We start from the raw sequence: 22923 nt of genomic DNA on the forward strand, positions 1-22923 counted from the left end.
CGCCCCTTCAGGGCGTTGCAGCTCAGGCTCTTGGAAGGAGTTCCGTCGGTGACTGCACAGCTGCTTGACGGTAAGGCTACCGCCGGTGAGATCCGTCGCGAACTTGCCGAGCGTGTAGCCAAGTTGACCGCCCTCGGCGGTCGCGCGCCCGGGCTCGGCACCGTGCTGGTCGGGGACGACCCCGGCAGCCGTGCCTACGTCGCCGGGAAGCATCGGGACTGTGCGCAGGTCGGCATCGCGTCCCTTCGGCGTGAGCTGCCCGTCGACGCCACTCAGCGGCAGGTCGAGGACGTCGTCGACGAGCTGAACGCCGACCCGGCGTGTACGGGGTACATCGTGCAGCTGCCGCTCCCTGGGCATCTGGACGCCAACGCCGTGCTGGAGCGCATGGACCCGGCGAAGGACGCCGACGGGCTGCATCCCGTGAACCTCGGGCGTCTCGTCCTGGGAGTCGAGGCGCCGCTGCCGTGCACACCGCGCGGGATCGTCGAGCTGTTGCGGCGGTACGAGGTGCCGCTCGCCGGAGCACGCGTGTGCGTGATCGGGCGGGGCGTCACCGTGGGCCGGCCTCTCGGGCTGCTGCTCACCCGCAGGTCCGAGAACGCCACCGTCACCCTCTGCCACACCGGTACCAAGGGTTTGGCCTGGCACGTCCGTGAGGCGGACGTCGTCGTCGCGGCGGCCGGGGTGCCCGCGCTGATCACCAAGGACATGCTGCGCCCCGGCGCGGCCGTCCTGGACGTCGGCATCACCCGCACCGAGCGGGGACTGGTCGGAGACGTCCACCCGGACGCCGCGACGGTCGCCGGATGGCTCGCGCCCATGCCCGGGGGCGTGGGCCCCATGACCCGAGCCATGCTGCTCGCCAATGTCGTCGAGGCCGCCGAGAGGAACGCGAACGCCGTATGAACGCGCTGAACACCCCCCTGGCGGAGCTGGACCCCGAGGTCCATGAAGCCCTCCGCGCCGAACTGCACCGCCAGCAGTCCACGCTCGAGATGATCGCCTCCGAGAACTTCGCGCCCTCCGCCGTGCTGGAGGCGCAGGGCTCGGTCCTCACCAACAAGTACGCCGAGGGCTACCCCGGCCGTCGCTACTACGGCGGCTGCGAACACGTCGACGTCACCGAGCGGTTGGCCATCGAGCGGATCAAGTCCCTCTTCGGCGCGGGCTACGCCAACGTCCAGCCGCACTCCGGCGCCCAGGCCAACACCGCCGTCTTCTTCGCCCTCCTGAAGCCCGGCGACACCGTCCTCGGCCTCGACCTCGCGCACGGCGGCCACCTCACCCACGGGATGCGCATCAACTACAGCGGCAAGATGCTGAACGTGGTGCCGTACCACGTGTCCGAGACGGACCACCTCGTCGACATGGACGAGGTCGAGCGGCTCGCCAAGGAACACCGCCCCAAGATGATCATCGCGGGCTGGTCGGCGTACCCCAGGCAACTGGACTTCGCCGCCTTCCGGCGGATCGCCGACGAGGTGGGCGCCCTGCTGATGGTCGACATGGCGCACTTCGCGGGACTGGTCGCGGCGGGGCTGCACCCCAGCCCCGTACCGCACGCCCACGTCACCACCACCACGACCCACAAGACACTGGGCGGACCACGCGGGGGCGCCATCCTCACCAACCAGGCCGACCTCGCGAAGAAGATCAACTCGGCGGTGTTCCCGGGTATGCAGGGCGGGCCGCTGGAGCACGTCATCGCCGCGAAGGCCGTCTCGTTCAAGGTCGCCGCGTCCCCCGAGTTCGCCGAGCGCCAGGCGCGCACCCTCGCCGGCGCCCGCGTCCTCGCCGAGCGCCTCACCCGCCCCGACACCTCGGCCGCCGGGGTGAGGGTGGTGACCGGCGGCACGGACGTCCATCTCGTCCTGGTCGACCTGCGTGATTCGGAGCTGGACGGCCGCCAGGCCGAGGACCTGCTCCACGAGATCGGCATCACCGTCAACCGCAACGCCGTGCCCTTCGACCCGCGCCCGCCCATGGTCACCTCGGGCCTGCGCATCGGCACCCCGGCGCTGGCCACACGAGGCTTCACCGAAGAGGACTTCGCGGAGGTCGCCGACGTGATCGCGCTCGCCCTCCGGTCCGAGCCCGACATCCCCGCCCTGCGCGCCCGCACGGAGGCACTGGCGGCACGGCACCCGCTCTATCCGCACCTGTCCGAGCCATCCGACCCGTCCGCCCCGTCCGCCCCGTCCGCACACGGAGACGCCCGATGAGCCCCCGCACCCCCGGCGCCGAGCTCCCCGAACACCCCGACTGGCTGTGGCGCACGCCCGAGCCCAGGCGCTCGTACGACGTGATCGTGGTGGGCGGCGGCGGGCACGGCCTGGCCACCGCGCACTACCTTGCGAAGAACCACGGCATCACCAACGTCGCCGTGCTGGAGAAGGGGTGGCTCGCGGGCGGCAACATGGCCCGCAACACCACCATCATCCGCTCCAACTACCTCTGGGACGAGAGCGCAGGAATCTACGAGCACGCCCTCAAGCTGTGGGAGGGCCTCGCGGAGGAGCTCGACTACCCGATCCTCTTCTCCCAACGCGGCGTACTGAACCTCGCGCACAGCCTCCAGGACGTCCGCGACAGCGTCCGACGGGTGGAGGCGAACCGCCTGAACGGCGTCGACGCGGAATGGCTGGACGCCGAGCGGGTGAAGGAGGTCTGCCCGATCGTCAACATCTCCCCGGACGTGCGCTATCCCGTCCTGGGCGGCACCTACCAGCCACGCGCCGGCATCGCCAAGCACGACCACGTGGCCTGGGGCCTGGCCCGCTCGGCGGACGCCGCGGGCATCGACATCATCCAGAACTGCGAGGTCACGGGCCTGGACGTGGTCGGCGGCCGGGTGGTCGGGGTCCAGACCTCACTGGGCCCGATCGCCGCGGGCAAGGTGGCCCTCTGCTCGGCCGGCCACACCTCGGTCCTCGCCGCCATGGCCGGAATCGAACTCCCCCTCCAGAGCCACCCGTTGCAGGCCCTGGTCTCGGAGCTGCTGGAACCCGTGCACCCGACGGTCGTCATGTCCAACGCGGTCCACGTGTACGTCAGCCAGGCGCACAAGGGCGAACTGGTCATGGGCGCGGGCATCGACTCGTACAACTCCTACACCCAGCGCGGCGCCTTCCACATCATCGAGGAGCAGATGTCGGCGGCCCTGGAGCTCTTCCCCGTCTTCGCCCGCGCCCACGTCCTGCGCACCTGGGGCGGCATCGTGGACGTCAGCCCCGACGCCTCGCCGATCATCGGCCTCACCCCGGTCGACAACCTCTACCTCAACTGCGGCTGGGGCACGGGCGGCTTCAAGGCCACCCCCGGCGTCGGCTGGGTCTACGCCCACACCATCGCCCACGACACGCCCCACCCCCTCAACGCCCCCTTCTCGCTCGACCGTTTCACCACCGGCGCGCTCGTCGACGAGCACGGCGCGGCCGCGGTGGCCCACTAGGGAGCCGACAGATGCTGCTCATCCCCTGCCCGTGGTGCGGGCCCCGTGACGAGTCCGAGTTCCACTACGGCGGCCAGGCCCACGTGCCGTACCCGCAGGACCCCGCGGCCCTCTCCGACGAGGACTGGGCCCGCTACCTGTTCTTCCGCGACAACCCCAAGGGCCCCTTCCCCGAACGCTGGACCCACGCGGCCGGCTGCCGTCGCTGGTTCAACGCGGTACGGGACACTTCGACGAACGAGATCCTGACCGTGTACCGGGCGGGTGAGGAGCGCCCGGTGACGGTCGAGCCGCGTCCAGCGCATCCAGCCCGTCCGGCGTTTGAGGACGAGGCCGTTCAGGCCGAAGGGGGGCCTGGGGGCGCGGCCCCCAGCGGGGTCGAAGGGGCAGAGTCCCTGGTGGACGGGAAGGGCAGGGGCGGCGGGGGCGGAACAACCCAACCGTTCCGCCACCCCACCCGCGGCCGAGTCAATCGAGACGCCCCCGTCACCTTCACCTTCGACGGCACCGCATACCAGGGGTATCAGGGAGACACCCTCGCCTCGGCGCTCCTGGCAAACGGCGTCATCGCGGCAGCGACCAGCATCAAGCTGGGCCGCCCCCGCGGCATCTTCTCCGCCGGCGTGGAAGAACCCAACGCCGTCATCCAGATCGAGGAACCCTTCCCCGAGCCGATGCTCCCCGCGACCACCGTCGAACTCCACGACGGCCTGGTCGCCACCAGCCTCCCCGGCCAGGGCCGCCTCGCCACCCGACCGGACCCCGCCCGCTACGACGCCGTACACGCCCACTGTGACCTGCTGATCGTCGGCGCGGGCCCGGCCGGCCTAGCGGCCGCGGCCGCCGCGGCGAGGACCGGCGCCCGAGTCATCCTCGCCGACGACCAGCCCGAACTCGGCGGCAGCCTCCTCGGCACCAGCGAACTCCTCGACTGGGTGAGCGAGTTGAGTGACCAACTCGAAGCCGCCCCCGACATACGGGTCCTGCGCCGCACCACCGTCTTCGGCTACTACGACGACAACCACCTCCTCGCGGTCGAACGCCGCACCAACCACCTGGGCGAAGCGGCCCCCGCGCACGTCTCCCGCGAGCGCGTCCACCGCATCCGCGCCCGCCGGGTCGTGCTCGCCACCGGCGCCCACGAACGCTCGCTCGCCTTCGCGGACAACGACCGCCCCGGAGTGATGCTGGCCGCCTCGGCCCGCGCCTACGTCAACAAGTACGGTGTCCTGCCCGGCCGTCACGCGATCGTGTTCACCACCAACGACAGCGCCTACGCGTCCGCGCTGGACCTCGCCGCGGCCGGCGTCGGCATCACGGCGATCGTCGACACCCGCCCCGAACCGGGGGAGTGGGCGCAGCGCGCCACGGCGGCCGGCATCGAGGTACTGACCGGACACGCCGTCACCGGTACGGAAGGCGGAGCGCGCCTCACCGCCGTGACCGTCGCCCCCTACGGAGAGACCTCAGGGCAGCGGGAGTTCGCCGCCGACCTGCTGCTGGTCTCCGGCGGCTGGAACCCGGTGGCGCACCTGTTCAGCCAGGCCGGCGGCAAGCTGCGCCACGACGAGACGCTGGGCTCCTTCGTCCCGGACGGCTGTCGCCAGGCCGTCGAGGTCGCGGGCGGTGCGAACGGCGCCCTGGACCTGGCCGCGGTGCTGGCGCAGGGTGCCGCCGCCGGTGCCCGTGCGGTCGAGGCCGAGGGCTGTACCCCCGAGTCCCCTCGCCTTCCGAACGCACCCGAGCAGCCCCGGCCGACGCCCCCCATGCACGTGTACGTCGTCCCCGGCGCCCCGGGCGCCCCCCGGTTCGTCGACCTCCAACGGGACGTCACCGTCGACGATCTGGCCCGCGCGACCGGCGCCGGCATGCGCTCGGTCGAGCACACCAAGCGCTACACCACGGCCGGCACCGCCAACGACCAGGGCAAGACCTCCGGCGTCCTGGCCAGTGGCGTCGTCTCCGAACTGCTCGGCGTGGACATCTCGGCCCTCGGCACGACCACGTTCCGCCCGCCCTACACCCCCGTCTCCTTCGCCACCCTCGCCGGCCGCGACCGAGGCGCGCTGCACGACCCCATCCGCACGACCGCCCTGCACGGATGGCATGTCGCCCACGGTGCCCTGTTCGAGAACGTCGGCCAGTGGAAGCGGCCCTGGTACTACCCGCAGCCCGGCGAGGACATGGAGGCGGCCGTGCTGCGCGAGTGCGCCGCCGCCCGGGAGGGCGTGGCCTTCATGGACGCCTCCACCCTGGGCAAGATCGACGTCCAGGGCCCGGACGCCGCCGTCTTCCTCGACCGGCTCTACACCAACATGATGAGCACCCTCAAGGTAGGCATGATCCGCTACGGCGTCATGTGCCGCCTGGACGGCATGGTCTTCGACGACGGCACGGTCATCCGCCTCGCCCAGGACCGTTTCCTCGTCACCACCACGACGGGGAACGCGGCCGCCGTACTGGACTGGATGGAGGAGTGGCTCCAGACGGAGTGGCCGGAGCTGAAGGTCCACTGCACCTCCGTCACCGAGCAGTGGGCCACCGTCGCCCTGGTCGGCCCGAAGTCCCGCGCCGTCCTCGGCTCGCTCGCGCCCCGACTCGCGGTCACCCATGCCGACTTCCCGTTCATGGCCTGGCGCGAGACCACCGTCGCGGGCATCGACGCGCGCGTGTGCCGGATCAGCTTCTCCGGTGAACTCGCCTACGAGATCAACGTGTCACCGTGGGAGGCCCTCGCCCTGTGGGAGGCGCTGTACGAGGCCGGCGCCCCGTACGGCATCACCCCCTACGGCACCGAGACCATGCACGTCCTGCGCGCCGAGAAGGGCTACCCGATCATCGGCCAGGACACCGACGGCACGGTCACGCCCCACGACCTCGGCATGAGCTGGGCGGTGTCGAAGAAGAAGCCCGACTTCATCGGCAAGCGCTCCTACGCCCGTGCCGACACCGTCCGCCCCGACCGCAAGCACCTGGTCGGCCTGCTCCCGGAGGACCCGGAGACGTTCCTCCCCGAGGGCACCCATCTGGTGGCCGACAGCGTCCTTCCGGCCCCGCCCGTCCCGATGCTCGGCCACGTCACCTCCAGCTACCGCAGCGCCGCTCTCGGCCGGACCTTCGCCCTCGCCCTGATCAAGGGCGGCCGGGACCGCGTCGGCGAACGCCTCTACGCCCCCGTCGGTGACCGGCTGGTCCCGGTGACCGTCGCGAGCCCCGTCCTCTACGACCCCGAGGGAGCCCGCCGCGATGGCTGACACCGCCCTGACCGCCCCGCTCCGCAGCCCCCTGGCGCACGCCGCCGACCGACTGGCCGCCGCGACCCGCACGTCGAAGGGTGCCGTCCGGCTGGCCGAGCTCCCCTTCCTGACCCACATCGACCTGCGCCTCGACGGCAAGGGGCCGGCGGCGGACGCCGTCGGGCTCGCGCTCGACATGCAGCTGCCCCTGGAGCCCAACACCGCCGTGCGGGCGGGTGACGTGACCGCCCTGTGGCTCGGTCCGGACGAGTGGCTGCTGGTGGCGCCGTCGGGAAGGGGGCGGGACCTGGACAGCCGGATCCGGGAGGCCGCGGGGGACGAGCACGTCTCCGTCACCGACGTCTCCGCCCAGCGGACCACGCTCCTCGTGGCGGGCCCCCGCGCCCGCGACCTGCTCTCCCACGGCTGCTCGCTCGACCTGCACCCGCGGGCCTTCGGCGCCGGGCGTTGCGCCCAGACGACACTGGGCCGCACCCAGATCGTCCTGGTCGCCCGCGACGAACCCAGGGCCGGCTTCTGGGTCCTGGTCCGTTCCTCCTTCGCCGGCTATCTCGCGGACTGGCTGCTCGACGCGGCGGCGGAGTACGTCTGAGTGGCCTCGCCGCTCACTGGTTGCCGAGCACGACGGCCGCCGCCAGCAGGGAGCCCCAGCCGGTCGCCGTGATCCACAGCGGCATCCGGCGGGCCCGTGGCCGCAGGACGGCCATGCCCGTGCTCAGGGAGTGCCCCCGTACCGCGCGCCAGGTCGAGACCATCTCCCACAGCACCCACGACAGACCGACGGCGAACCGCCCGCAACCTGGGCCTGCTGCCCTGCCCCCGTAGCGCGGACGCCGTCCACGAAGCGGCCGCGACCGGGCCCGCCCTACCTCCCGGGTAATCGACGGGTGATCTCCGCCGGACGAGAGTTGCCCTCACAGCGTGCAGCTCACCGACCGGGAAGGACTCGCCCATGCCGTACTTCGAGGGCTCCGACGGAACGACCCTCTTCTACACGGAATGGGGGCAGGGCAGCCCCGTCGTGTTCGTGGCCGGCGCCTGGCTCAGCAGCAGCTCGTGGGAGTTCCAGATGCTGCCGTTGTCCGAACGGGGGCTGCGTTGCGTCGCCTTCGACAAGCGGGGCCACGGCCGCTCGGACTGGGTCGGCCACGGCTTCGAATACGACACGCTCGCGGACGATCTCGCGGCGCTCCTCGACCACCTCGATCTGCGCGAAGTGACCCTGGTGGCCCACTCGATGGGCGGCGGCGAGGTGATCCGCCACCTCACCCGGCACGGCTACGACCGGGTGAGCCGCGTGGTCCTGATCTCCACCACCGCGCCGTTGCTGCTCCGGACGCCGGACCATCCGGACGGTATCGAGCAGAGCCTTCTCGACGCGGGACTGGCGGAGCGCACCAGGGACCGCCCGCGGTGGATGGCCCAGAACGCACAGGCGTTCTTCGCGACGCACCTGGGCAACACGATCTCCGCGGAGCTCATGGAATGGACCGTGCGGAGATGCCTGGACTGCTCGGCGAAGGCCGCCGTCGAGGTGATCAGGACGGCGTTCCGGACCGATCTGCGCGAGGAGGCCCGCGCGATCCGAGTGCCCACCCTGATCATCCACGGCGACGCGGACGCCTCGGCACCCGTCGAACTGTGCGGGCGCCGACTGGCCGAGCTGGTTCCCGACAACACGTACAAGGAGTACCCACGGGCGGGCCACGGCATCTTCATCACCCACGCCGAGCAACTCAACCGGGACCTGCTGGACTTCATCGGGGCGGCTCCGACCCAATGACCGCGCCCTACCATGTCCCTCCTGTGTCGGAGAGGGGAGCGAGATGCGTGACGCGCCGGGTACGGAGACCGGCTCCTCGGGATACCGGTCGCGGGTCGTCGGGCTGCCGAAGCAGCTGCGAGGACGGCCCGTGGTGATCGAGGCATGGGGCTGGATCGCCAGCCCGGGTTTCGAGGTCGTCGGCGTGACCGAGCCCCGGGGACGGTACACGGAGAAGTACGCGGGCTCGTCGGGATTCGGACGGGAGAGGGCCCACATCCTCCTCGAACCCGGGCAATGCGAGTCGGTGCGGATCATGCGGGGCTTGAAGATGTCGGGGCGGTGGAAGATCCGGTTCCTGGACGCGATGTCCATGGGACCCTTGCCGCCCGCGGCCAAGGGCGGCGCATCCCGGTTCTTCCAGTGCCCGGCACCGGGGACCCGCATCGCCGCGAGGTTCGGCGACTCCGGGGGACGGCTCGGGATCTACAACGACAAGGGGCGGTGCGTCCGCGTGCTCGCGGGGCGTGGCCACCGGTTCGACGATGTCGTCGTCGTCCCCGAGGTCCACGGCGTTCTCGCGGTCGAGAGGCCCGAGTCGAAGTGGGGCCCATGACGGCGTGGTCCCTGCGGACCGAGAACGGAACCACCACGAACTGAACCGGCCAGTGGCTACTCGTGCTCGGACAGGGCCCGGTGCCGGAACTCCCTGGGCGAGACGCCGTTCGCGGTGCGGAAGGCGCGGGTGAAGTCGGAGGGGCGGGGGAAGCCCCAACGGGCGGCGATGGTGTGGATGGGAGTGCCGCGCAGTGAGGGACTCGCCAGGTCACGGCGGGCTCCCTCCAGTCGCCGCCGGCGAATCCAGGCCGCGACCGTCTCACCCCGCGCGTGCTGCTGGAAGATCCGGTGGAGATAGCTCAGTGAGATGTGGTGCGCGGCGGCGACCACACGTGGCGTCAGCTCCGGATCGTGCAGGTTCTGCCGGATGAACGCCTGGACGCGTTCGACCGTGACCCGTTGGCGGGTCTCCGGCGCCAGGGCGGACTCCGCGTCCAGCACCTGAGCCAGCCAGGTCGACAACAGGTCGAGGACGACCGAACCCAGACGGGCCGCGTCGGCGGGCTGGAGGGAGTCCGCCTGCCGGCCCAGGCCGACGAGGAACTCCGTCAGCAGTGCCCCGATCCCCTCCCGCCCCGACAGCCCCCGGCCCAGCAACTCGCGGACCCGGCGCGGCGGCAGGGGCAGCAGCTCCCTCGGGAGATCCACGCCGACTCCCCTGACGACCTGGTGCTCGCGACCGTCGGCCGGTCGGAGGTCGTACGGCTGCGAACTGTCGACCAGGTGCAGGTCACGCGGGCCGAACAGGTCGGTCCGCCCGGCGTGATCGAGAGCCAGCCCTCCGTCGAGCAACAGCGACAGGTGATACAACTCCGGGTCGGACTGGCGCACCATCCTGGGGCTGCGCCGGTAACTCGTCGGCAGGGCCGCCAACGGCCACACGGTCACCGGCCCCAGCTCCATCAGACGGCACTCCGCCCAGAAGTCGGTGGCGTACATGCTGGTGGAATCGCTGGAGCGGGTCCGGCCGACCAACTCCCGCCAGTGCTCGAACCTGTCTTCCGCGGGAATGTCCTCACTGCGGAACACGGTCCCGATCATTGCGTTCCCTCCCCGATGTCCTGATCGCGTGCCTGCGGGGATCACTCGGTTCCCGCGCACGCAGCACGACACCGTGCGCCGACATGGCGTGTTCCGCATGGTCGCACCCGGCCCCGGCCAGGCCGACGCCGGGACCCGAGAATGCCAGGGGCCCCTCGGTCGGCCACCCTCACCGGCATCTGACGCTCAGGTCGTCCGGGCCGTTCGGGCTGTCCCGTCGGAAATGCGCCGACACCCGGGGGTGCGGCTCCCCAGTCGTCGGCATGGGCGCGTCCTCGGCCAATCCGCCCGGCTCACCCCGTCCCCTGCCGGGCGGCGGGGCGCTCCATGGCGTTGTCCAGATGCGCGATGACGGCCGATACGTCATCACTCTCGGTGTTCCGGATCAGATGCAGGGCCGGACGGACGAGGCCGCCCGGCCGCGCTATCAACCGTGCGAGCACGGCGGCCCGGACGTCGAGCCGCTTGATGGTGGCCGCGCGTTCCTCTTCGTTCTGGCCCGCGAGCCGGACCAGAAGTGTCCGCCCCACAGGTACCGGTGGACGTGGCTGTCGTATTCCTGGCGGAGCCTGCGGGAGCTCACGCCCTTGAGGGAGTTGACCAGCTTGGAGAGCTGGACCTTGGGCGGGTAGTGCACGAGCAGATGGACGTGGTCCTGTTCGCCGTTGAACTGTTTCTACTCGGCCTCGAAGCCGGTGCAGACCTTCCGCATGATCTCTTCGGTGCGGGTCAGCATGGCGTCGGTGAACGCCTTCCGGGGCCCGACCGCGGCAGCGGCCGCGGTCGGCTGGACGGCGGCCCCGAAGAGAGCTCGTGCGTATGAGCGGCCCGGCGAACTCGCATGCGTGACGCGGCTTGTAGACTCACGACGTGGCATTCATGAGCACCCCGCACTGCTGTTTCCTGTGACCGGGAGACGTTGAGGGCGATGTCGGACGACGTCGCCCTCCTTGGTGTGCCTGTCGCGTGACCACCTCGCCCGGCACTGCCCGTTCCTTCCTGAGGCAGTGGCCTTCTGCGTGTTCGTGCAGGCACGGTCTCCCTCCCTCAGCCTTGCCAGGAGTGCCTCGTGCCCGTGTTGCTTCCCCCCGCCCTCGAACTCTCCCTCGACCTGCTGCGCTGTCCCACGTGCCGCACGCGCCGCCTCCGCCCGGACCGCGGCGCGCTGCGCTGTCCGGCGGGCCACAGCTTCGACATCGCCCGCCACGGCTACGCCGGCCTCCTGACGGGCACTCGCGCCACCAGCGGCGACGACGCGGCCATGGTCCAGGCCCGGGACCGCTTCCTGTCCACCGGCGGGTACGCGCCCATCCGCCGAGCCGTGGCCGACTTGGCGGCCGACTCGGCGCCTGAGCGGGGCACGGTCGTGGACGTCGGGTGCGGCACGGGCTACTACCTGTCCGCCGTTCTCGACCAGTTGCCCGGCGCCCGAGGCCTGGGCCTGGACACGTCCGTGCGCGCGCTGCGCGCGGCAGCCCGGGCCCATGAACGAGCCGCCGCGGCGACCTGGGACGTCTTCCGTCCCTTCCCGCTGGCTGACGAGGCGGCCGACGTGGTGCTGGACGTGTTCGCCCCGCGCAATCCGGCCGAGTTTCACCGAGTACTCCGCCCGGCCGGCCGGCTGATCGTGGTCCGTCCGACCGGGCGGCACCTGGCGGAGCTGCGCAGCCGAGTGCCTGCGATGGTCACCGTCGACCCCGCCAAGGAACAGCGCCTGCACCGGGCGCTGGACCCCTGCTTCGAGGCCGTCGTCACCGAACAGGTGCAGTACCCCATCGACCTGGCCGAGCCGGACGCCCTGGACTTGGTGGGGATGACCCCGAGCGCACGCCATGTGAGCCACGCGGACCTGAACGAGGACGGCCCCCTGCCCGAGCGGGTCACCGTCTCCGTACTGGTCACCGCCTACCAGCCTCGCTGACCACGAGCGGGCGCCGGGGCTCCTGTTCGGCCACGCCCACACAGCCGCGGCGACCGTCTTCGCCGGGCGCGCTCGTCAACAACGTCGGGATCACGGACCGCGTGTCCGCACTCGGAGAGACCGACGGCGCCTGGCAGGAGCGGGACCTGCGGAGCAGCCGGAACCGTCCACGGGCCGGTCCGGCCCGAGCGGATCGGTGCCGGCGCCCGCTCCGCCGAGTGGGCGAACGGATCGGCAGACTCGTCGGACGACCGCACAGTGATCACGGAGCCGCGGTGCGCTTCGGAGTCAGCGTGTCCAGCGACCAGTACTACGCCCCCGCGGTGCCTACGGCACTTCCCCGACGGTGCGGACGTCACGGTCGGCACTCCACGAGGCACAGTCGTCGGAATTCTCGGGGGGCGAGTGGGACAAATCATCGGACAGCGGGGAGGCATTGCGAAAGCGGGGCGCCGAGATCGCCGAGCGCCCGTCGAACCAGCGGCCCCGGGAGCCACGAGATGAGCACAGCCGCAGTGAACGAGTCCGCCCCCAAGGACGCACGACGACAGGCCGAACGACAGGTCCTGGCGGCCCTCAGCGGCTTGCTCATCGCCCTCTTCGTCTCGACCCTCAGCAGCACGGTCGTCTCCAGCGCCCTGCCGAAGATGGTGCGCGCGCTGGACGGCTCACAGACGCAGTACACCTGGATCGTCACCGCGACCCTGCTCAGCACCACCGCCACCACCCCGATCTGGGGCAAGCTCGCCGACCTGTTCAGCAAGAAGACGCTCCTGCAGATCGCCGTCACCATCTTCGTCGTGGGCTCGGTGGCGGCGGGGCTGAGCCAGTCACCGGAACAGCTCATCGCCGCGCGCGCCGTTCAGGGCATCGGGGTGGGCGGCGCACAGGCCCTGGTCCAGATCGCCATCGCGGCGATGATCCCGCCGCGTGAACGCGGCCGGTACAGCGGCTACCTCAGCAGCGTCACCGCCCTGTCCACCATCGGCGGTCCGCTGCTCGGCGGTTTCCTCGTCGACACCTCGTGGTTGGGCTGGCGGTGGTGCTTCCTCATCAGCGTCCCGGTCGCCGGCGCCGCACTGCTGCTGCTCCAGCGGACCCTGCACCTGCCGGTCGTCCGACGCGACAACGTGCGGATCGACTATCTGGGCGCCACCCTGATCACCTCGGGCGTAAGCATCCTGCTCGTCTGGATCTCTTTCGTCGACGGCTCGTTCGCCTGGGCCTCCTGGCAGACCGTGGCCATGGTCGGTGGCGCGTCGGTCCTGCTGTCCGTCGCCCTGTGGGTCGAGAGGCGCGCCGTCGAGCCCATCGTGCCGCTGCACATCATCAGGCAGCGCACTACTCTGCTCGCCATCCTCGGAAGCATCGCCGCCGGGACGGCCATGTTCTCGGCCTCGGTCTACCTCAGCCAGTACTTCCAGGTCAGCCGCGGCTACTCGGCCGTCCAGGCGGGCCTGCTGACCATTCCGATGATGGGCGGTGTGCTGGTCTCCTCCGTCCTCGCGGGCAGGCTCCTCAGCAGGACGGGCAAGCTCAAGCCCTTCCTCCTCACGGGCACCGTCCTGCTCACGGTGGGCTTCGCCGGACTCGGCACCGTCGACCACACGACGTCACTGGCCTTCATGAGCCTCGCGATGCTGTGCATCGGGACCGGCATCGGCATGACCATGCAGAACTTCATCCTCGTCGTGCAGAACTCCGTCCCGCTCAAGGAGATCGGCACCGCCAGCACCGCGGTCACCTTCTTCCGCTCCCTGGGCGGCACATGTGGCGTCACCGTGCTGGGCGCCGTGCTGACACGCCAGGTCACGGAGCGGATGGCACAGGACCACGAGAGCGCGAGCGTCGCCTACGGCGCCGCGACCGGACACATCTTCCTGATCGCCGCCGGTGTCGCCGCGCTGGGCATCGTCGGGGCGGTGCTGCTGCGGCCGGTGGTCCTGCGGACCAGCCTCGACACGTCCGAGGAGTCCGCCACCGAGCCGAGTCGGCCGTAAGCCAGGACGACGAGCTCATCGAGCATCTCCGGCCTGGCGGACTTCCCTGACACGCGCCCATCAGGTGAGTCGCGGTGCCACCTCGGCTGCGATCCACTCCATGGCCCTCTCGACATGTTCTGCCGCGACCGGCAGCCACAGGGTGCAGGCAGTGAGCCCTGTTTCGGCGAGCCGCCCGAGGTCGTCGGCGACACTCGCCGCGGTGGGCGCGGTGCCCCCGAGCGGCCGTCCCGGTGGCGGAACCGCCGCGGGCAGACCCGGCGGAGTGAGGAACGCGGCCGAAGCGAGCGTCAGCCGGTCGGCGTCCTCCGGGCCGGCGAGGTCACGCAGACGGCGCCGGACGTCGGCGACCTCCACGGCGTCGGCGCCTGTGCCGTACCAGCCGTCGCCGAAGCGCAGCGCACGGCGCAGGGCGGCGTCGCTGTGACCGCCGACCCACACGGGCGGACCGCCGGCGGTGACCGGGGGCACTCCGAGGTGCGCGGAGTGCAGCGTGGTGAACGGCCCGTCGAAGTCGGCGGGTCGCCGGGTCCACAGGGCCTTCGCCGCGGCGAGATGGTCGTCGGTGCGTGCACCTCGTTCCCGGGCGGGCACGCCGACCGCGGCGAATTCGTCGGGGTTCCAGCCGGTGCCGACACCCAGGATCAAGCGGCCGCCGGACACGACGTCCAGGGTGGCCGCCTGGTTGGCCAGCACCAGTGCCGGGTAGTACGGCGCGACGAGTACGGACGTCAGCAGCCGCAGGCGCGTCGTCGCCCCCGCGACGGCCGACAGCAGAACAAGCGGGTCCGTGTCGAGGCCGAACCCGCTCTCCAGGAGACGGTTGCCGACCGCGACGTGGTCGAAGCCCAGGTCTTCGGCGCGGCGTGCGGCGCGGAGCACGCCGACTCCGTCGTCGAGCGGCCAGCGCGGTTGAAGGGAGACGCCCAGACGCAGGAGGGGCACGAGGTTGCCTTTCGCAGGAAGTCCGACGGCGGCACGACGATCACCGATCGCCCTGTCGCCACACCCAACTCCCGCGCGCCCGTGCACCTTCCCGGTCGGAGCACTACGCGCCGAGACGGACCAGCACGGCGGTGTCGGGGCGGGGGAGGGAGACGGTGAGTTGTCCGGTCGCCGCGTCCCACGTCGCCGTAGCACCGGAGTCGGTCGGGTAGAGCACGGCAGGGCATTGCCGACTGCCGCGAAGGTGGGGGATCGGGAGGGCGCGGCTGCCGGCGCCTCCCGAACCGGCGTGGCCTTCGGGCACGCGTCGCCACACCGCGAGGTAGGTCGCGGAGTCGGTACGCAGTCCGTGGGCCGGCCAGTCGTCCTCCCAGGAGGGCAGCCCGAGCGGCCAGAAGGGAAGCGCCCCGCTGATCTCCGGCCGGATGCGCTTGTAGACCTCGATGCCGGAGCGGACGAGCGCTGCCCGGGTGTCGTCCATGCGGTCCAGGAAGCCCGACAGGTGCACGCGGCCCAGCAGAGCCGTGACCATCGTGAAGACGATCTCGTCCGGGCTGAAGTGGGGCTGCGGGTAGGCCCAGACAGCGGCCTGCTCGGGCGCCACCGCGGTCGCGGCCGCCGCCGCTATCGGCGGGTAGCGCCAGGGGTCCTGCTGGTCGCTGGTCGACTGGAGCTGAGCCACCGCGAGCTGCGCGTAGTCCATGCGCAGGCCGCCCGACCCGCAGTTCTCCAGAACCAGGCCGGGGTGGCGGTCGAGGAGGCCGGCGAGCCAGTCGAGGTGGGCGCGGTGGTGGCCGAGCAGGCCCGCGCCGGGGCTTTCGGTGCCGTTCTCGGTGCCGGGGCCGATGTTGACGTTGTAGTCCAGCTTGAGGTAACCCACGCCCCAGTCGCCCACGATCCGGTCGACGACATCATCGAGGTGGGCGCGGGCGGCGGGGTGGCGCAGATCGAGGTGGTAGCGGCCGTGCTCGGCCACCCGAACCCCGTTGCGGCGGAAGAACGCCTCCGGCGGCAGGGTGTCGGCCAGCGGGCTGCGGACGCCGACGACCTCCGGCTCCAGCCACAGCCCCGGCGTCATGCCCCGCTCCCGGATCGCGTCCAGGACCCTTTGGATGCCGCCCGGGAACCGGCTCGAGGACGCCTCCCACGCCCCCACCGCGTCCCACCAGCCCTGCGCGTCGTCGTCGTACCAGCCGGCGTCGATGACGAACACCTCCGCGCCGGCCGCACCGGCCGCTTCGATCAGCGGCAGGAGTTTGTCGGTGGTGGGGTCGCCCATCAGGGTGTTCATGTAGTCGTTGTAGATCACCGGCAGCGCCCGGTGGTCGGGATGGGCGCGGCGGATGTGGCGGCGGTAGGCGGTGAGCTCACCGAACGCGGCATCCAGACCGCCACTCCCGGTGTGGACGAGGACACCGGGCACGCTCGTGAACTCCCCACCCGGGTCCAGGGTCCGCCGCCACTGGTGATGCGCGTCGTCGGGACCGAACAGGGCGAGATAGGCGGCCCCCTCACGCTCCCCGGTCTCATACCTCCAGCCCGCACTGGACTCGATCTGCCACAGCCAGACCTCACCCTCGCCGCCGTCGGTGAGGGCGGCGAGCGGCAGATGCCGACCGGTCGACCAGCTGCCCTGGGAGTATCGCTCGAAGCAGCCGCGGCCCTCGTGGCCGTGCGCGGCCCGGTTCAGGGTGACCACCTGGTCGCGGAACGGGGTCTGCTGCCAGCGGCACTCGGCGAGCCAGTCGTTGTCGGCCCAGTGCACCCGCAGCCCGTCCAGACCCCCCGCCCCGTCCACGATGCCGCCCAGGGTGAGGGTCGACACGCTCTCCACGTGCAGGGGGGCGTCGCCTTCGTTGACCAGCCGCACTTGCGAGCGGACAAAGCCCGCACCCGCGACCGTGCTCAGCCCGACCTCGGCGAGCAGACCGGTCTGCGGATCGGCGAGCCGGATCACCGTGCGCCGCCACGGCCCCTCCTCGAATGTCTCCTGGTCCCGCAGCACCATGCGGCTGCCGACGGTCGTGTCGATGAAGCGTTCTCCGGACCAGACGCGCCCGTGTCCGGTGAGGACGACCTCGACGAGCGGGACGAGGGTCTCCCACGGCCGGCCGGGGGAGGTGAGTCCGACCGCGCCGGCAGGGTCGACGACGGCGCTCAGCCCGAGGGCCTCATGGGTCCACACCTCGGCCCCCCGGGCGGTGTCGGCAGCAGCAGTCAACGCGATTTCCCTTCTGGGATGAGCAAACGTCTCGACGGTTCCATGCGGTCGGTTTCCGCGGGTCATGTGCAGTGGCCCGGGGTTTTCCGGGGTTCCGGGGGCGGTGACGGCAGGCACCGCGATTGCTGCGGGGCGGTGACGCCGTGGTTTCGCACTCTTGACGCCCCCGATGTGACCGCTCACAATCCTCGCATGGTTGTGACCGGTCACACAAGCTCCGGCCCCCCGGCCGTACCCCGGGGAAGCCGGCGGAAGCCAGCCAGAATCCACGACGTCGCCCAGGCGGCGGGCGTCTCCTGCCAGACCGTCTCGCGGGTCATCAACGGGCACCCGAACGTGCGGGAGGAGACCCGCCGCCGGGTGGAGGGAGCCATCGAAAGACTGGGCTTTCGGCGCAACGCCACCGCGTTCGCCCTGGTCAGCGGCGTGACGAAGTCGGTCACGGTGCTGACGTCGAACACCGTCCTCCATGGCTACGCGGCCACCCTGCAGGGCCTGGAGGAGGCCGCCCGTGCCGCGGGCCACTCGTTCGGCGTCCGGGTCCTGACCCCGGAGGACCACGGTCCGTCTGGATTTCCAGGGGCTGGGGCGCGCGGCCTTCGGGCTGCTGCGTGGCCGGCTGGAGTCCGACTACCACTCACCCGCGCCGGCGCTCGTCGGCCCCGAACTGATCCGGCGCGAAAGCTCCGGGCGCCGGGACGCATGACCCGGACGACGTCGCGCGCCCGCTGCGCCGCAGCCGTCACCCACCTCCACGGCACAGCCCCGCCAACCCTCGCCTGCCCCAGGGAAGAACCATGAGAAGAATTGCTTCCTCCGTCGCTGTCGTATGTGCCCTCGGGCTGGCGGCCACCGCCTGCAGTGACGCGACCGCCGGCGGCTCCGCCGCCGCCCCGACCCAGTCGGTGAACGCGACGGCGAGCCTGAAGGGCGTCCACCTGACGATGTGGGTGGCGCAGAACAGCGTCTCCGAGCCCAAGCAGGTCATCGACGCCTTCCAGAAGGCGACCGGCGCCACCGTCAGCACCCAGGTGATCCCCGACCCCTACGAGTCGAACGTCCCCACCAAGCTCGCCTCGGGCGACAAGCCCGACCTGATGTTCTGGCAGCCCACGGGAAGCACCCTGCCGTTCATCCAGCCTGCGAAGAACCTGCTGCCGCTGGACAACGAGGACTGGGTCGCCAAGCTCGGGAAGACCGAGCAGGGCCTCGGCCAGGTCGACGGCCACCGTTACGCCGCGATCGTCACCAGCCCGGCCGTCCTGGGCGTCTACTACAACAAGGACGTCTTCAAGAAGGCCGGCGTCACCAAGATGCCCGGCAGCTACGACGAACTCCTCGCCACCGCCGCGAAGATCAAGTCCAAGACGGGCGTGGCCCCCTTCTTCGAGGTCGGCGGGGACAAGTGGCCGCTGCAGTGGCAGGTCCAGGTGCAGCTGACCGACCTGCCGCAGAGCTTCTGGGACAAGCTCAACAAGAACCAGGCCAAGTGGACCGACCCGGTCGTCGTGAACGCGATCAAGAAGTACAAGACGAAGCTGCTGGACGCGGGGCTGGCCCAGAAGAACTACAAGACCGCCACGTTCGTCGACCAGGGCAAGGCGATCATGGACGGCAGCGCCGCGATGGCTCTCAACGTCACTTCCCTGCAGAGCGAGATACAGGCCACCTCCAGCACCGCCGAGATGGACCGGAAGCTGGGCTTCTTCCCCATCTCCAACAGCTCCGCCAAGGCCCTGTACTCGCCGGACCAGACCAACGGCGTCGTCGCCTTCCACACCGGCGACAGCAAGCGCGAGCAGGCCGCCCGGCAGTTCATGTCCTTCTGGCTCGGCAAGGACTACCCCGACTACATCAAGGCCAACAAGGTCGTCTCCGTGGAGCCGTCCGTCCCCAACCCCGACGGCCTCCCGCAGACCGCGGTGGCCCAGGCCAAGGCACTCTCCACCGCGACCGGCGTCTTCCAGGTCAAGGCGCTGACCGCCCCCGACATGCACCTCGCCCTGGCCGACATGATCTACGGCAAGAAGACGCCGCAGCAGGTCGCCCAGGCGGCCGAGGACCAGTTCACCCAGGTCCTCAAGGCGCGCGGCGTCTCCGGTTTCTGACCGGCCCGTCCCTTCGCCAGCCCCGCCCCGGGCTCCTTCCCGTCGCAGAGCCCGGGGCCACCCACCGGAGGTGAGAAGTGGCGGACACAGCCACCATCGGCGTCACCGACGTCACCCCCAGCAAGAAAGCGGGCGGTTCCGCCCGGCGCGCGTCGCGGCGTCGGCCGCGCAGCAAGCCCGACCAGCCGTGGTGGTTCGCCCTGCCCGCGCTCGCCGTGTTCGGCGTCTTCTTCCTGCTGCCGAACCTGCTGAACTTCGTCTACCCGTTCACCAACTGGTCGGCGTTCCACGCGGACATCAAGTTCGCGGGTCTGTCCAACTTCCGGAGCGTCCTGCAGGACGGCTCGATGCTCCGGGACATCCGCATCACCGTGGAGTACGCGGTGCTGGTCGCCCTCTTCCAGAACGGCTTCGGGCTCGCCCTGGCCCTGCTGCTGGAGCGCGATACAAGGTTCAACCGCTTCTTCCGGGCGGTGTTCTTCCTGCCCGTACTGATCTCGGCCCTCGCGGTCGGCTACATCTTCCGGGCCCTGCTCGCCCAGGACGGCGCCCTCAACAGCGTCCTGTCCTCCCTCGCCGGACACCACGTCGACACCCCCTGGCTGGGGTCGACGACCTGGACGCTCGTCGTGGTGACCCTCATCCACGGCTGGAAGTGGATGGGCCTGGCCATGCTGATCTACCTGGCCGGTCTGAAGAGCATGCCCACGGACGTCCTGGAGGCGGCCCGCATCGACGGCGCCGGCTCCTGGCGCACCTTCTGGTCGATCCGGTTCCCTCTCCTGGCGCCCGCGGTGACCTTCAACGTCACCACCGCCCTGATCGGCTCCATGAACACCTTCGACATCGTCCAGGCCACCACGGCCGGCGGCCCCGGCAGTGAGACCGAGGTCTTCAACATCTACATGTTCCGTGTCTTCGGACAGGGCCTCTACGCGCAGGCGTCCGCGATGAGCCTGGTGCTCTTCGTCATCGTCGTCGTCCTGGCCGTGCCCGTCATCGTCGGACTGCGCCGAAGGGAGAACGTCCAGTGACCGCCCTCCCCGCGTTCGTCCCCCGACGCCGGCGCCCCCTGCGCTGGGTCCAGCCCGTCACCGTCCTGGCCATCGCCGCCGTCACCATCGGCATCCCCCTCTGGCTCGTGGCGGTGACCTCGGTGAAGCCCCAGGCCGAGGCGATCAAGCCCAACCTCTCCCTGCCGCACCACGCGCAGGCCGCCGAGAACTACCGGCAGACCTTCGATCAGGGCAAGATCATCCAGGGCTTCGTCAACAGCCTGCTGGTCGTCGTCCCCTCCGTCGTCCTCGTCCTGCTGCTTGGCGCGGGCGCCGCGTGGGTCTTCGCCCGCCGCAAGGGACGTCTGACCGGCACCCTGTACGCGCTGAGCATCAGCGGCCTGCTGCTGCCGCCTGCGGTGATCACCATCGTCATGGAGCTGCGGCAGCTGGGCCTGGCGGGCACCCAGCTCGGCATGATCGCGGTCTACACCGGGATGTACCTGTCCACGTCGATCTTCTTCATGACCGGCTTCATCCGCAATCTGCCCGAGGAGCTGGAGGAGGCCGCCCGCATGGACGGCGCCGGTCCGGCACGGGTCTTCTTCCAGGTCATCCTTCCGCTGCTGCGGCCGGTCATCGCCACCGCGACGATCATGGTGATGCTCTTCGCCTGGAGTGACATCTTCTACGCGTTCTTCGTCCTCGGCGGCGGAGCCAAGGCCACCCTGCCCCTCAACCTCTACCAGGTCGCCAGCGCCCAGCTGTACCTCAACAACTGGCACCTGATCTTCGCCTACGTCGTGATGATGAGCCTGCCCATGGTGGCGGTCTTCGTCGTCGCCCAGCGCCGGGTCGTCTCCGGCATCACCAGCGGGGCCGTCAAGTAGCCCCGCCCACGGTCTCCGGGGCGTGACTCCCCGCACGCCCTGGCCCCCACACCCCCCGGTTCCACCCACGATCCTCCCGCGACGATGCGGGAGGCGGAGGACACTCATGCCTCGAACCAGGCACAGAGCAGGACATGTCCGGTATCTCAGGGGGGCGGTCGGCTGCACAGCGGTCCTGGTCGGTACCGCCCTGACCGGTCCGGTCGCCTACGCGGCCGGCCCTCAGCTCACCGTAGGTCTGGGGCAGACCACCGGCCCCGTCCGCCTGGAGCGACGCGCCCGTCAGAGCGACCGGGTGATCCGTTCGACCCGGTCGTGCAGACGCTCCACATGGTGCTCGGACTCCGGCTTCATCAGGACACTGCGCAGGACGCGCGCCCCGTCGGCGTCCGCGATGATCTCCGGGTGCCGAGCGGTGAACGCGTCGCGGTCGGCCTTGAGGGTGCTCAGGTACACCGGATCCGCGCTCGCCATGCCGTCCGCCAGGACCTTCGCCGATGCCACGTCGACGGCGGCGAGGGTGGCGGGTGCCACGGCGGGGAAGTAGCTGACGATGTCCAGCTCGGGCCGCTGGTACAGCTCGAGGGAGTCGGACGCGGTGATCAGGTCCGCCCACCGCAGGGCGGCCCGCCGGCCGGCCCCCACGACACGGCCGAGGCCGTCGGGGGTGGGCGGGAGGAGCTGGAAGGTGAGCCACAGGGCGGCGGCCGAGGCGCCGGCGCGGGAGCATTCGAGGCTGATCTCGCCGAGGTGGAGTTCGCTGGAGGTGAAGTAGGTGTACGGCGAGTCGTGGACGAAGAAGCGTCCCACCTCGGGGTCGCGGAAGAGGACGGCACCGCAGCCGTACGGCTGAAGCCCGTGTTTGTGCGGGTCGACGACGATCGAGTCGCACTGGGCGATCGCCCGCCACGGCTCCGGGGAGAGCCCCTCGGGTCCGTCGGCACCGGCCAGCAGGGTGAAGAAGCCGCCGTAGGCGGCGTCGACGTGGAGCCGGACGCCGTAGCGGTCCCTGAGGGCGAGGGCGGTGTGGATCGGATCGACGGCCCCGAGGCCGGTCGTGCCGGCGGTGAGGACGACCGTGCCCACCTCACCGGTCCGAAGGACCTCCTCCAGCGCGTCGAGGCTGATGCGGCCCCGGTCGTCGGTCGGGACCGGGTGGCCCTTCATGCCGAGGACGTGGCACATGCGGCCGTGGGTGTAGTGGGCGTCGGCGCTGTAGGCGACGCCCTGTCCGGGGTGGAGTTCCCGGGCGACGAAGAGGGCTTCGAGGTTGGCGATCGTGCCGCTGGTGGTGAGGTGGCCGAGGTGGGTGTCGTAGCCGAACATCCCGGCGAGCCGTGCGACGGCCTCGCGTTCCATGCGGGCGGTGGCCGGGCCGCCGTCCAGGGCGTGGTTGTTGGGGTTGATCAGCATGGTGGTGAGGTAGCCGATCACGGCCGCGGGGTGTGGGGGCTTGAGCATCTGCCCCGCGTAGCGCGGATGGAAGAACGGATAGTTGTCCTTCAGCCGCCCCGTGAACTCCTCGAAGGCGGCGCCGAAACGGTCGTCCTGGACGAGGAGTGACGGGTGCTGCTCGTAGGGCCCGAACGTGTCGGACCACTGCTGGATCGCGTCGGTGGCTCGGCCGAGCCAGTGCTGAAGATCCACTGAACTGCCTCTCTCTGACCTGACTCCGGGGGCGGCGCCCACTCTACGATTTACTTGAGCAGTC

At 70.9% G+C, this 22923-nt stretch carries 19 protein-coding genes and 2 pseudogenes; 14 read left to right on the top strand and 7 right to left on the bottom strand.

Annotated elements, in window-relative coordinates; all coding sequences use genetic code 11:
* Positions 1–48 precede the first annotated feature (48 nt).
* The 5 genes from IG99_RS12065 to IG99_RS12085 are packed head-to-tail and all read left to right on the top strand — an operon-like array spanning position 49 to position 7303.
* Positions 49–909, top strand: coding sequence for a bifunctional methylenetetrahydrofolate dehydrogenase/methenyltetrahydrofolate cyclohydrolase (locus tag IG99_RS12065; RefSeq protein ID WP_037672725.1), 861 nt, complete (start codon positions 49–51; stop codon positions 907–909).
* Positions 906–2225, top strand: a complete 1320-nt coding sequence (gene glyA, locus IG99_RS12070; protein ID WP_037672728.1) for a serine hydroxymethyltransferase — start codon at positions 906–908, stop codon at positions 2223–2225. Before IG99_RS12065 ends, glyA begins: the two co-directional genes overlap by 4 nt.
* The gene (locus tag IG99_RS12075; RefSeq protein WP_037672730.1) at positions 2222–3454 is read left to right on the top strand and encodes a sarcosine oxidase subunit beta family protein; all 1233 of its coding nucleotides are present in this window, start codon (positions 2222–2224) and stop codon (positions 3452–3454) included. Before glyA ends, IG99_RS12075 begins: the two co-directional genes overlap by 4 nt.
* 11 nt (positions 3455–3465) lie before the next feature.
* Positions 3466–6708 carry a sarcosine oxidase subunit delta family protein gene (locus IG99_RS12080; RefSeq protein WP_037672732.1) on the top strand — a complete coding sequence of 1081 codons (3243 nt, stop codon included), beginning with the start codon at positions 3466–3468 and terminating at the stop codon, positions 6706–6708.
* Positions 6701–7303, top strand: a complete 603-nt coding sequence (locus tag IG99_RS12085) for a sarcosine oxidase subunit gamma (protein WP_037672734.1) — start codon at positions 6701–6703, stop codon at positions 7301–7303. Before IG99_RS12080 ends, IG99_RS12085 begins: the two co-directional genes overlap by 8 nt.
* A gap of 13 nt (positions 7304–7316) precedes the next feature.
* Here IG99_RS12085 and IG99_RS48700 read toward each other — a convergent pair whose 3' ends face one another.
* Entirely contained in the window at positions 7317–7466 is a 150-nt protein-coding gene (locus IG99_RS48700) for a hypothetical protein (protein WP_158973176.1), read from the bottom strand.
* 197 nt (positions 7467–7663) lie between these two features.
* On the opposite strand from IG99_RS48700, the gene IG99_RS12090 reads away from it, so the two are divergent.
* Positions 7664–8494, top strand: coding sequence for an alpha/beta fold hydrolase (locus IG99_RS12090; protein ID WP_037672738.1), 831 nt, complete (start codon positions 7664–7666; stop codon positions 8492–8494).
* A 43-nt stretch (positions 8495–8537) separates the two neighbouring features.
* Complete coding sequence (locus IG99_RS12095) at positions 8538–9089, top strand: hypothetical protein (RefSeq protein ID WP_037672739.1); 552 nt, start codon at positions 8538–8540, stop codon at positions 9087–9089.
* 56 nt (positions 9090–9145) lie between these two features.
* Here the strand turns inward: IG99_RS12095 and IG99_RS12100 are convergent, their stop codons facing one another.
* The 3 genes and pseudogenes from IG99_RS12100 to IG99_RS49575 all read right to left on the bottom strand — a co-directional run.
* Entirely contained in the window at positions 9146–10132 is a 987-nt protein-coding gene (locus tag IG99_RS12100; protein WP_037672742.1) for a helix-turn-helix domain-containing protein, read from the bottom strand.
* Positions 10133–10425: 293 nt separating this feature from the next.
* Entirely contained in the window at positions 10426–10662 is a 237-nt protein-coding gene (locus tag IG99_RS45270) for a hypothetical protein (RefSeq protein ID WP_234311831.1), read from the bottom strand.
* A 28-nt stretch (positions 10663–10690) separates the two neighbouring features.
* Positions 10691–10835, bottom strand: a pseudogene (locus tag IG99_RS49575) (IS200/IS605 family transposase); the annotation flags it as partial.
* A 366-nt stretch (positions 10836–11201) separates the two neighbouring features.
* Between IG99_RS49575 and IG99_RS12110 the strand changes: the two are divergent.
* On the top strand, positions 11202–12053 hold the full coding sequence (locus IG99_RS12110) for a methyltransferase domain-containing protein (protein WP_037672744.1): 852 nt from the start codon (positions 11202–11204) through the stop codon (positions 12051–12053).
* Between the two features lie 500 nt (positions 12054–12553).
* Positions 12554–14053, top strand: a complete 1500-nt coding sequence (locus tag IG99_RS12115; protein ID WP_051865219.1) for an MFS transporter — start codon at positions 12554–12556, stop codon at positions 14051–14053.
* A gap of 60 nt (positions 14054–14113) precedes the next feature.
* On the opposite strand, the gene IG99_RS12120 is transcribed toward IG99_RS12115, so the two are convergent.
* Both IG99_RS12120 and IG99_RS12125 read right to left on the bottom strand, forming a co-directional pair.
* Positions 14114–14998, bottom strand: coding sequence for a TIGR03619 family F420-dependent LLM class oxidoreductase (locus IG99_RS12120; RefSeq protein ID WP_234311821.1), 885 nt, complete (start codon positions 14996–14998; stop codon positions 14114–14116).
* Between the two features lie 103 nt (positions 14999–15101).
* Complete coding sequence (locus IG99_RS12125; protein ID WP_037672747.1) at positions 15102–17219, bottom strand: alpha-galactosidase; 2118 nt, start codon at positions 17217–17219, stop codon at positions 15102–15104.
* Between the two features lie 171 nt (positions 17220–17390).
* On the opposite strand from IG99_RS12125, the pseudogene IG99_RS47550 reads away from it, so the two are divergent.
* The 5 genes and pseudogenes from IG99_RS47550 to IG99_RS12145 all read left to right on the top strand — a co-directional run.
* Positions 17391–17777: pseudogene (locus tag IG99_RS47550) on the top strand (LacI family DNA-binding transcriptional regulator); the annotation flags it as partial.
* Between the two features lie 49 nt (positions 17778–17826).
* On the top strand, positions 17827–17925 hold the full coding sequence (locus IG99_RS51980) for a hypothetical protein (RefSeq protein ID WP_394298004.1): 99 nt from the start codon (positions 17827–17829) through the stop codon (positions 17923–17925).
* Between the two features lie 91 nt (positions 17926–18016).
* On the top strand, positions 18017–19327 hold the full coding sequence (locus tag IG99_RS12135) for an ABC transporter substrate-binding protein (RefSeq protein WP_037672752.1): 1311 nt from the start codon (positions 18017–18019) through the stop codon (positions 19325–19327).
* Between the two features lie 77 nt (positions 19328–19404).
* Complete coding sequence (locus IG99_RS12140) at positions 19405–20361, top strand: carbohydrate ABC transporter permease (RefSeq protein WP_199815495.1); 957 nt, start codon at positions 19405–19407, stop codon at positions 20359–20361.
* Positions 20358–21212: a carbohydrate ABC transporter permease gene (locus tag IG99_RS12145; RefSeq protein ID WP_037672755.1), complete on the top strand. Its 855-nt coding sequence runs from the start codon at positions 20358–20360 to the stop codon at positions 21210–21212. The genes IG99_RS12140 and IG99_RS12145 overlap by 4 nt, the downstream gene beginning before the upstream one ends.
* Positions 21213–21494: 282 nt before the next feature.
* Here IG99_RS12145 and IG99_RS12150 read toward each other — a convergent pair whose 3' ends face one another.
* Complete coding sequence (locus tag IG99_RS12150) at positions 21495–22859, bottom strand: pyridoxal phosphate-dependent decarboxylase family protein (protein ID WP_037672758.1); 1365 nt, start codon at positions 22857–22859, stop codon at positions 21495–21497.
* Positions 22860–22923: the final 64 nt, after the last annotated feature.

Source organism: Streptomyces griseus subsp. griseus (assembly GCF_000720255.1).
In the GTDB taxonomy this organism is placed as follows: Bacteria; Actinomycetota; Actinomycetes; order Streptomycetales; family Streptomycetaceae; genus Streptomyces; species Streptomyces griseus_I.